Source organism: Cryobacterium sp. 10I5 (assembly GCF_035019865.1).
Lineage (GTDB): Bacteria > Actinomycetota > Actinomycetes > Actinomycetales > Microbacteriaceae > Cryobacterium > Cryobacterium breve_A.
Map to the genome: position 1 here is coordinate 1 of NZ_JASJVI010000103.1, position 10609 is coordinate 10609.

Below are 10609 nucleotides of genomic sequence, written 5' to 3' on the forward strand. Positions count from 1 at the left end.
GCCCCAACCCCAACCCCGATGATCGAGAAAGAAGTTCTCTCATGACCGCAGCCATCGACATCCGTGCCGTGACCCGAACCTACGGTCACGCCACGGCTCTCGACAACGTCAGTTTCCGTGTGCCGGAAGGGTCGATCTGCGGGCTCTTCGGCAGCAACGGTGCCGGAAAGACGACGGTCATGTCGATCATCGCCGGCCACGACCGGCCGTCCTCCGGTGAGGCCCTCGTGCTCGGCGACACCCCGTTCGAGCACGAGGTCACCGGCTCACGGATCAGCTTCATCCGGGACAACCAGCGCTACCCCGACAACTACCAGCTCAAGCATGTGTTGCGGATCGCCCCCGAATTCGCGCCGGACTGGAGCGCCGAGGTCGCCGCTGAGCTCGTCGAGGGCTTCCGGATCCCGGCGAAGACGCCGATCAAGAAGTTCTCCCGTGGCCAGCTGTCCGCCGTCGCGATCGTGATCGGCCTCGCCTCCCGGGCCCCCGTCACCCTCTTCGACGAGCCCTACCTCGGTCTCGATGTCGGAGCGCGCACCCTCTTCTATGACGTGCTCCTGCGGGACTACGGCCGGCATCCGCGCACGATCCTGCTCTCGACGCACCTCATCGACGAGTCGGAGTCTCTCTTCGACCGGGTCGTCATCCTCAACGCGGGCCGGGTCGCCGTCGACTGCGACCGTGACGAGGCCCGCGAACTCGCGGTCGTGATCAGCGGCGCAGCGGATGCCGTCGGCCGGCTGACCGTCGGCCGCACGGTCCTGCAGACGCGCGCCATCGGCTCCCTCAGCTCGGTGACCGTCACCGGGGACGCCGATGAAGCTCTCCTGGCCGAGGCCCGGCGAACAGGAGTGCAGGTCGCGTCCGCCTCCCTGCAGCAGCTCGTCGCGGCATACGGCGCGCCCGCCGGAGACGCGGCGGAGCAGACCGACCACCAGTCCACCCGCACCACCCAGCAGAAGGAAGCGGCAGCAGCATGAATGCCATTGTCTCGGTCGTCAAACTTCACCTGAACCGGCGCGTCGTCGCCCTCCTGGTGCCGCTCTTCATCGTCGCGGTCGTCGTCGTGATTTCGATACTGATCTCACTGCTCTTCTGGCGGGGTGGCAGCCAGCCCGGCTCCGCGGTGTGGATCAACTCCTCGCGGAGCAACACCGGCATGCTGTTCTCCCTCGCCGGGTTCCTCGTCAGCATGGGCGTCGCCTCCGCCGCGACCACGTTCCCGTTCGCACTGGCGCTCGGGGCCACCCGGCGGGCGTTCACCCTGGGGACCCTGGCGTGGAACATCCTGCAGGCCGCCTATCTCACCGTGGTGTTAGCCGTGCTGATGCTTCTCGAACTCGCCACCGGGCACTGGTTCTTCGGCTTCTATATTTTCGACATCAACATTCTCGGGGCCGGCGACCTCACGAAACTGATCCCGATCGTCTTCCTCTCGGTGCTCGCCCTGCTGAGCGTTGGAGGGGCCTTCGGCGCATCCTGGGTGCGGTTCGGGGCGCGCGGCCCGCAGGTGATCGCGGCCGTCGCCGCCATCCTGATCATCGTCGGCCTGATCATCGTGATCCCCTCGGCATCCGCGTTGATCGCGAACTTCGCGCTCTGGTGGCTCGCCGTCGCGGGCGTCGTGCTGGTCGTGATCGCGATGGTGGGCATCTGGTTGCCGCTCCGCACCGCGACCGTGCGCTAGTTCCCGGGTTCAGTTGCGGAGAAAACACCCTCGTCGCCACGACGAGGGTGTTTTCTCCGCAATCGAATCGGAACGACCGTGATCTCGCACTGAGTCGTTATGTGTCGCCTCGAGACTCCCCGCATCGCGCGCACTTGATAGCGTGAGCGCCACGCAGTACATGGTCGCAGGGGGCGCCGGTGACCATTCATCCGAGAGATCCCCATGACGACTTCCCGCTTTGACGACATCACCCGCGACCAGCTGAGCCGGCCCGACAGCCGGAAGTGGAGCCTGCACGCCGGCACCATCGGGGCGTGGGTCGCGGAGATGGACTTCGGAACGGCACCGGTGGTCACCGAGGCGCTGCACCGCGCGATCGATGACGGCGACCTCGGGTACCTGGCCCCCGCGACCACGCGTCGGATGGCCGAGGCAGCCTCGGAGTGGCTCCGCACGGATTGCGGGTGGGCGATCGCCCCGGAGAACATCCATCCCGTGTCCGACGTGATGGCCGCCCTCGAGGTCGCCGTGACGAAGTACTCCCCGGCCGGGAGCGGCGTCATCATCCCGACTCCGGCCTACATGCCCTTCCTCTCCTTCATCCCGACACTCGGCCGGGAGGTCTTCGAGGTGCCCGGCATCGAGTCGGACGGGCGCTGGACGCACGACCTCGACGGGATCGAGGCGGCCTTCCACGCCGGCGCGCGCACCCTCATCCTGTGCAACCCGCACAACCCGACCGGGACCGCGATCTCACGGGAGGAGCTCGAGGCCATCGCGGTGATCGTCGACCGGCACAACGGCCGGGTCTTCGCCGATGAGATCCACTCGCCGCTCCGCTACGGGTCCACGCCGCACGTTGCGTACGCATCCATCTCGGCCGTGACCGCCCGGCACACGATCACCGCGACCTCCGCGTCGAAGGCCTGGAACATCCCCGGGCTCAAGGCCGCGCAGCTCATCACGTCCAACCTCGCCGACGAGGAGCTCTACCAGATCTTCGGCTTCGCTGTGCTGCACGGGGCCTCGACGCCCGGGGTCATCGCTGCCACGGCGGCCTACCGTAACGGCCGGGAATGGCTCACCGAGGTCACCGGCTACCTCGACGGCAACCGCCGCGAGCTCGGGCGGCTCCTGGCGGAGCACTTGCCCGAGGTCGGCTACCGGATCCCCGAGGCGACGTACATCGCCTGGCTCGACTGTCGGCGGCTCGGTATCGAAGGGTCGCTCGCCGACTTCTTCCGTACCGAGGCGGGTGTTGCGGTGACCGACGGTGCGCAGTGCGGGAAGGGATACGAGGGGTACGTCCGGCTGATCTTCGCCATGCCCCGGCCGATCCTCGAGCAGGCCGTGCTGCAGATGCGGGATGCCGTCCTGCGGCACACCGCGCAGCGCCAGAACGTGCACCGCACCGAAGCAAGGACAGGAACACCGTGACCCACCAGGCCGAAACCGAACCCACCCTCGACGACATCGTGACGGAAGACATCGGCAGCGACGACACCGTCACCCCGCACACGGTCGCCGCCCCGGAGTACGACTGGGACGGCTATGCCTTCGACACCCGCCAGGTGCACGCCGGTGAAACGGAAGACCGCTCCAACGGGGCCAGGATCCAGCCGATTGCGATGACGGCAGGCTACCGTTTCGACTCCTACGACGATGCCGCCGGGCGCTTCTCCGGCGAGGGCGACGGCCTGATCTACTCCCGGCAGCGGAACCCCTCCGGCAGTGTCGCCGAGAAGCGGATCGCCTCCCTCGAGGGCGGCACCGAGGCCATCGTCGTCTCCTCCGGCCAGGCCGCGATCACCGCCGCCCTGCTCGCGCTCGCCGGCTCCGGCGAACGGATCGTTTCGACCGCGAGCATCTACAGCGGCACCCGCACCCTCTTCGGCCGCAGCTTCAAACGCTTCGGCGTCAGCGTCGACTACGTCTGGAACGAGGCAGACGACGACGAGTGGGACCGTCAGATCACCCCGGACACCAAGGCGATCTTCACCGAGACCATCCCGAACCCCAAGAACGACATCGTCGACATCGGCAGGGTCGCGGAGGTCGCCCGCCGGCACGGGATCCCGCTCGTCGTCGACAACACGATCGCCTCGCCTTTCCTGATCCGGCCCTTCGAGCACGGCGCCGACATCGTCGTGCACTCCTCGACGAAGTTCCTGAGCGGCCACGGCGCCGCCCTGTCCGGCACCATCGTCGACGGCGGCCGCTTCGACTGGGCCGCCTCCACCCGCTCCTACCCACTCCTCACCGACCCGGTGCGCCCGGGCAAGCCGTCCATCCTCGACCAGTACGGACCCACCGCCTACGCACGGATGACCCGCGAGGCCGTCGTGAACGACATCGGTCCCGCGCTCTCCCCGTTCAACTCCTTTCTGCTGCACCAGGGCATCGAGACCCTGTCCCTCCGCATGGAACGACACCTCTCGAATTCGCTCGCAATCGCGGAATGGCTCGAGGGTCATCCGCGCGTCGACAGCGTCGACTACGCCGGCCTGCCCGGCAGTCCGTACTACGAACTCGCCGATCGGCTCTACGGCGGCCGCAGCGGCTCGGTCTTCTCGGTCACCGTGCACGGCGGTGCGGCTGGAGCGCGCCGGTTCCTCGACGGGCTCCGGGTGATCAGCCGGATGACCAACATCGGCGACGTGCGCTCGATGGCGCTGCACCCCGCGACCACGACCCACTCAGCGTTCGCCCCCGAGCTGCGCGAGCGCCTCGGCATCACGCAGGGACTCATCCGGCTGTCGATCGGCATCGAGGACCCGACCGACCTGATCAACGACCTCGACCGGGCCCTCTCCGCCTGACGGTCCGCAGGTCCCGCCGCCGAGAGTAGCCATTCCCGCCGAGCATCGCCGCTGCACCGGCGACACTCGGAAGAAAAGGCGACATTCGGCGAGGTCGGCGTCGCCGGCACGTGACTAGGCTCGGAGCATGACCGAGACAATTCGCTGGGGAATCCTGGCCACCGGCGGCATCGCCCACGCCTTCACCACAGACCTGATCCTGGACGGGCACACCGTCCAGGCCGTCGGGTCCCGGTCCCAGGCCGGGGCGGATGCCTTTGCGACCGAATTCGGCATCCCCACCGCCCACGGCAGCTACGAAGCCCTCGCCGCGGACCCCGAGGTCGACATCGTCTACGTGTCGACCCCGCATCCGTTTCATGCCGCCAACGCGACACTCGCCCTGAACAACGGCAAGCACGTGCTGATCGAGAAGCCGCTCACCCTCAACGCGCGCGAGGCCAGGGAGATCACCGAACTCGCAGCCGAAAAGGGCCTGCTCGTGCTCGAAGGGATGTGGACCCGGTTCCTGCCGCACATGCGACGGATCAGGGAGATCATCGCCGCGGGCACCATCGGCGACGTGCATACCCTGATCGCCGACCACACCCAGGACCTCCCGGACGACCCAGGGCACCGGCTCAACTCCATGCAGCTCGGCGGCGGCGCGCTGCTCGACCTCGGCATCTACCCGATCACCTTCGCCTCGGAGCTCTTCGGGACTCCCGAGACCATCCTCGCCGCGGCGACCTTCAAGGCGACGGGAGCGGATGCTCAGGTCGCGACGACCTTCCGCTACCCCGGCGGCCAGATCGCCGTCACGCTCTCGGCGAGCGATACCGCGGGGACGAACACGGCGGTCATTCTCGGCACACTCGGCCGGATCGAGATCGACGCCGTCTGGTACTCGCCGACGAGTTTCCGGGTGTTGAACAGCAGCGGCGAGGTGCTCGAGTCGTACGTGTCGGACGTGACCGGCCGTGGGATGCAGTTCCAGGCGGTCGAAGCCGAACGGGTCATCCGCGCCGGTCTCACCGAGAGCGACCTGCTCCCCGTCAGCGAGATGGTGAGCATCATGGAGACCCTGGACACCGTGCGGGAACGTATCGGACTGCGTTACCCGGGCGAATAGGCCGCTGACCGGCGAACGTGAGGGCTTCTGGCACGATAGCCTGACCTCACAGACAACCGCGACCGGGCACCACCCCGTCCGGACGGTGTATTACTCGAGAGCTCGGATCCAATGGAATTGCTGGTGGGGGAGGATCGCAGGCGAGGTGCGGCCACGCCACGGCGGGATGCCTGGCTCGTCTGGGCGCTGATCGGCCTCGTGGCTGCGTCCGCGGTCCAGACCCTCGTCGCGGGCGTCGCAGGCGTTCGGACGCCGATCGGCGATATTGTGGGAGCGCTCTCCTTCGCGGCGCCCATCGTGCTCTGCTGGCTGTCCGTCCATCGCGCCACCGCGCGCCGGACCGAGTTGATCCTCGCGGCCCTGGCCGTGAGCGCATACTCCCTCGCGGGCATCCTGTTCTCCCTGGTCTACCTGGTCTTCGCGGGCGCGGCCTCCGACCCGCTGGCGATCCTCGCGACCGGGCTGTTCTTCTCGTTCTACCCGCTGATGATCACGGCCCTCGCGGTTCTCGTCCACCGGCAGAGAGGGCGGCTGTCCTGGGGTATGTCTCTGGACAGTACCGTCGGCGCGCTCGGCGCGGCCTCCCTTCTCGTCGTCGTCCTCGGACCGAGCATCGACCGGGCATTCGGACGGCCGTTCTCGCTCGACTCGTTCGTCGCCGCGGTGAATCCACTCCTGGACATCGTCGTGATCGCCGCGCTTGCCGGTGTCGCCGCCTCGCGTTCGATCAGTGCCGGACGCAGCTGGCTCATGCTGATCGCCGGGTTGCTGCTCTTCGCCGCCGCCGACATCGGCTTCGCCCTCACGGGGATGACGATCGAGGGCAGCTACCGGACGGCGTCGCCGTTCGACCTCGGCTGGATCGCAGGCCTCGCGTTCATAGCCCTGTGGGCGTACCGCGCGGCGAGGCCCGGATCCACGTCGCCGACCGTCCGCAACGCGGCCGTCGTGCGCTGGGCGCTCTCCCTCCCCGTTCTGGCGACAACCGCTGGGCTCGTCGTCCTCGTGATCGCGAGTGAGGTCGAGGTGTCCCCGCTCGCCATCTCCCTTGCGGCCGTGGCCGTGGTCCTGGCCGCCGCCCGGACGACGCTGGCATTCCGCGAATTGCGGCGGATGGGCGACCTGCGCAGGCAGGCCAGAACGGACGACCTCACCGGTCTCCCCAACCGGCGCGCCCTCTATGCCGAGGTGCCGTTGAGCCTCGCCGCCGGGACCGACCGGGCCCTGCTTCTGCTTGACCTCGACCGCTTCAAGGAGGTCAACGACAGCCTCGGGCACGACGTCGGGGACGAACTGCTGGTGCAGGTCGGGACTCGCCTCACGAACCATGTCCGTGGGACCGACCTCGTCGCCCGGCTCGGAGGCGACGAATTCGCGATCCTGCTCGCCGACGCGAGGGAGGCGGAGGCCGTGGTCGTGGCGGGGACGCTCAGGGAGGCCCTCGCCCGGCCGTACCTGCTCGAGGGAATCACCTTGCAGACGACGGTCAGCATCGGAATCGCCCTCTATCCCGGCCAGGCCCTCGACGTGACCGGCCTGCTCCGCAAGGCCGACATGGCGATGTACAAGGCCAAGGCGACCCGAAGCGGTCACCGGGTCTATGACACGAGCGACGACAGTCACGGTGCCGCCCGGCTGCGCACCCTCCAGGAGTTGCGCGTCGCCCTGGCCGAGCGGCAACTGGTGGTCTACTACCAGCCCAAGGTCGACCTCGCGACCGGAGTCGTGCGCGGGGTCGAGTCGCTCGTGCGCTGGAACCACCCCGTGCGCGGACTCGTGCAGCCCCGTGACTTCCTGAGCATCGTCGAGGAGGCCGGGCTGATGAACGCGATGACCCAACAGGTGCTCGACATGGCCCTCGACCAGGCCGCCGTCTGGCACGCCAGAGGCGACGACCTGACCGTCGCCGTCAACCTGACGGCGAGCGCCCTCGTCGATGCGGAACTGCCGGAGCGGATCGCGGCGATGCTGTCCGATCGCGGCTTGCCGGCATCCGCCCTCATCCTCGAGATCACCGAGGAGTTCCTGCTCGAGGACCGCTCCCGTACCACCGCGATCCTGACCCGGCTGCGGGCGGGGGGAATCCGCATCGCCATCGATGATTTCGGGACGGGCTACAGTTCGCTCGCGTATCTGCGCGACCTGCCGATCGACGAACTCAAGCTCGACCGGTCGATCGTGTCTCCGATGAAGGACGACTCCCGCGCGGCCGCCCTCGTCGCCTCGACGATCGAACTGGCACACAGCCTCGGGCTCACAATGGTGGCCGAGGGCGTCGAAGACGCCGAGGTCTACGCCGACCTGGCCAGGTACGGCTGCGATGAAGCCCAGGGCTTCCTCATGTCGCGGCCGATGCCCGCCGGGGAACTCGACAGCTGGCTCGCAGAACGTCGTCTCGCGCTCACGGCGTCACCATGACGGCCGTCGTGACGCCGCGCCGCCAGGGTGTCGATCGATGGATGCTCTGGGCGCTCTGGCTCATCGTCGCGGCGCACGTGGCGAGCCTCATGCTGCGGGCACCCGCGGACTATGTCTCCTCGCCGTTCATCCTGCTCGGGGTGCTCGCCGCAGCCGCGCCCCTCGTCGTCTGCTGGGTGGCGGTCGCGCACACCCGGGCGAATCGACTCCAGGCCCGGCTCGCCGCCTCGGCCGTCACCGTGTTCGTGATCGGCAACGGCTTCTTCGCTGCCGCCGACCTCCCGGTGGGCGACTGGGTGCCGATGCTGGCCAGCCTCGCCCAGCTCTGTTACCTCGCCTTCTATCCGCTGATGCTCGCCGCACTGTTCACCCTCGTGCGGCACCAGTTGCGGAGCCTCTCACTCGCCATCGCCCTGGACTGCGTCGTCGGAGGCCTCGGCGCAGCCGCGGTCGTCTCCGCCGTGCTCGGTCCCGTGCTCGCGGTGGGCGCCGCCCGGCCGCCGTCGATCTCCACCTTCGTGGGCATCGCGAGTCCCGTGCTCGATCTCGTGATCGTCGCAGCGGTCGTCGCGATCGCGGCGTCACCGATCCTGACGGCAGGCCAGAGCTGGATCCTGCTCGTGGGTGGGCTGCTCTCGTTCGCCGCGGGGGACATCCTCTTCGCCCTGGCCAAACTCGGCGGCACCTACGTGGTCGGTCACTGGCTCGATGCCGGTTGGTCGATCGGGCTCGCACTCGTCGCGTCGTGGCTGTGGGCCGCCGCGACTTCGAACCCGGGCGACGCCGGCACGGTCGACGCAGGCACGGACGCCGGGAGCGCGGCAGAACGCGGCACCGGTGCAGGGCGTCGGGGCGCAACGGCGGGCGGCTCCGGTGTGCTCGCGGTTCCCGTTTTCGCGACGATCGCCGGACTCGCCGTCCTCCTTGTGTCCAGCAGGCACGGAGAGTCGCAGGTGACGGTGGCGCTCGCCGCGGCCACCCTCGTCGTCTCGTCCGCTCGCACGGTCCTCGCATTCCGGGAGCTCGGCCGGATGGGCGATCTCGCGAGGCTGGCCCGCAGCGATGACCTCACCGGGCTGCCGAACCGGCGGGCCCTCTACGCCGAGGTGCCCGCCTGGCTGGCCCTCGGCGGCCACAACGCCCTGCTCCTTCTGGACCTGGACCGGTTCAAAGAGGTCAACGACAGTCTCGGGCACGACGTCGGCGACGTGCTCCTCGTGCAGGTGGGCCTGCGGATCGGCGCCCAGCTCGGCGTGGACGACCTCCTCGTGCGCCTCGGCGGCGACGAATTCGCGATCTTACTCCGCGATTCCAGCCGGGAAGACGCCGAAGTGGTCGCGATCAAGGTGCAATCCGCCCTCGCGGCACCGCACACGCTCGAAGGCATCTCCCTGCAGACGAGCGCGAGCATCGGGATCGCCCTGAGCCCCGAGCACGGTTCGAGCCTCGGAATCCTGATGCGCAAGGCCGACATGGCGATGTACCGCGCCAAGGTGCGGCGAGGCGGGCATCGTGTCTACCACCCGATCGACGACAGTCATGGCGACACCCGGCTGCGCACCCTCGAGGAACTGCGCACGGCGCTCGTGGCGAACCAACTGGTGTTGCACTATCAGCCGAAAGTCGAACTCTCCGGCGGGCAAGTGCGCGGGGTCGAGGCTCTCGTACGCTGGAACCATCCCAAACGCGGTCTGCTCTACCCGAGCGACTTCCTTGAACTCGTCGAGGACGCCGGCCTGATGCAGACGCTGACGGAGCGCGTCCTGGAACTCGCACTCGACCAGGCCGCGGTGTGGCACGTTCGCGGCGAGAGGCTTACGATCGCGGTCAACCTCGCGGCGAGTTCGCTTCTCGATTCCGGCCTGCCCGAACGGGTGGGCGCCATGCTCACCGCGCGTGACCTCCCGGCGACGGCGCTCATGTTCGAGATCACCGAGGCGTTCCTGCTCGACGACCGGGGCCGCGCGAGCGACATCCTCGGGAGACTGCGCTCCCGCGGCATCCGCATCGCCGTCGACGACTTCGGCGTCGGGTACAGCTCGCTCGCCTACCTCCGCGAACTCCCGATCGACGAGCTCAAGCTCGACCGCTCCTTCGTGGCCCCGCTGAACGGCGACAAGCGCGCCGCGGCAGTGGTGTCGTCGAGCATCCACCTCGCCCACAGCCTGGGCCTGCGGATGGTGGCCGAGGGGGTCGAGGACGCCGAGGCGTATGCACAGCTCGCCCGGTTCGGCTGCGACCAGGCCCAGGGGTACCACGTGTCTCCGCCGGTGCCCGCCGCCGTATTCGACGAGTGGCTGGCCGCGCGCCTCACAGCGGACGCAGGTACAGTACAGGCGTGAACGATCAGGACAGCACCGCGCCGCAGAGCCCCGGAGCTTCGGGCGCCGCCCCTCACCGTCCCGGACCGCGCGGCCCCGGAGCTACCGGGATCGCCGCGTTCCTCGACAGACACCGCACTGCGGCCTGGGTCACGGCCGCGGCCATCGCCTTCGCCCTGCTCGGCAGCGGCGCCGTCGTCGCAGGCGCGTCCACGCGCGCCTCCGCTCCCGTCCCCCTCCCGGTCACGGGCTCAGCGACGCCCACCCCGAC

7 protein-coding genes and 1 pseudogene are annotated in these 10609 nt (G+C 68.9%); all 8 read left to right on the plus strand.

Annotation, left to right across the window (positions count from 1 at the left end; translation table 11 throughout):
• The first annotated feature begins 41 nt into the window (after positions 1–41).
• A complete protein-coding gene (locus tag QN350_RS17365) occupies positions 42–980 on the plus strand; it encodes an ABC transporter ATP-binding protein (protein ID WP_322138967.1) in 939 nt (312 codons plus the stop codon).
• A complete protein-coding gene (locus QN350_RS17370; protein WP_322138968.1) occupies positions 977–1687 on the plus strand; it encodes a hypothetical protein in 711 nt (236 codons plus the stop codon). The genes QN350_RS17365 and QN350_RS17370 overlap by 4 nt, the downstream gene beginning before the upstream one ends.
• A gap of 204 nt (positions 1688–1891) precedes the next feature.
• Complete coding sequence (locus QN350_RS17375; protein ID WP_322138969.1) at positions 1892–3106, plus strand: MalY/PatB family protein; 1215 nt, start codon at positions 1892–1894, stop codon at positions 3104–3106.
• Complete coding sequence (locus tag QN350_RS17380; protein ID WP_416173017.1) at positions 3103–4488, plus strand: O-acetylhomoserine aminocarboxypropyltransferase/cysteine synthase family protein; 1386 nt, start codon at positions 3103–3105, stop codon at positions 4486–4488. The genes QN350_RS17375 and QN350_RS17380 overlap by 4 nt, the downstream gene beginning before the upstream one ends.
• Before the next feature lie 127 nt (positions 4489–4615).
• Positions 4616–5599 carry a Gfo/Idh/MocA family oxidoreductase gene (locus QN350_RS17385; RefSeq protein ID WP_322138970.1) on the plus strand — a complete coding sequence of 328 codons (984 nt, stop codon included), beginning with the start codon at positions 4616–4618 and terminating at the stop codon, positions 5597–5599.
• Positions 5600–5722: 123 nt separating this feature from the next.
• The gene (locus QN350_RS17390; RefSeq protein WP_322138971.1) at positions 5723–8017 is read left to right on the plus strand and encodes a putative bifunctional diguanylate cyclase/phosphodiesterase; all 2295 of its coding nucleotides are present in this window, start codon (positions 5723–5725) and stop codon (positions 8015–8017) included.
• Positions 8014–10359, plus strand: a complete 2346-nt coding sequence (locus QN350_RS17395) for a putative bifunctional diguanylate cyclase/phosphodiesterase (RefSeq protein ID WP_322138972.1) — start codon at positions 8014–8016, stop codon at positions 10357–10359. The genes QN350_RS17390 and QN350_RS17395 overlap by 4 nt, the downstream gene beginning before the upstream one ends.
• Positions 10356–10609 (plus strand): annotated as a pseudogene (locus QN350_RS17400) (hypothetical protein); the annotation flags it as partial. The gene QN350_RS17395 and the pseudogene QN350_RS17400, both read left to right, overlap by 4 nt.

Coding starts and splice junctions, on each gene's coding strand:
- QN350_RS17365 (WP_322138967.1), top strand. CDS start 42: ATGACCGCAGCCATCGACATCCGTGCCGTGACCCGAACCTACGGTCAC.
- QN350_RS17370 (WP_322138968.1), top strand. CDS start 977: ATGAATGCCATTGTCTCGGTCGTCAAACTTCACCTGAACCGGCGCGTC.
- QN350_RS17375 (WP_322138969.1), top strand. CDS start 1,892: ATGACGACTTCCCGCTTTGACGACATCACCCGCGACCAGCTGAGCCGG.
- QN350_RS17385 (WP_322138970.1), top strand. CDS start 4,616: ATGACCGAGACAATTCGCTGGGGAATCCTGGCCACCGGCGGCATCGCC.
- QN350_RS17395 (WP_322138972.1), top strand. CDS start 8,014: ATGACGGCCGTCGTGACGCCGCGCCGCCAGGGTGTCGATCGATGGATG.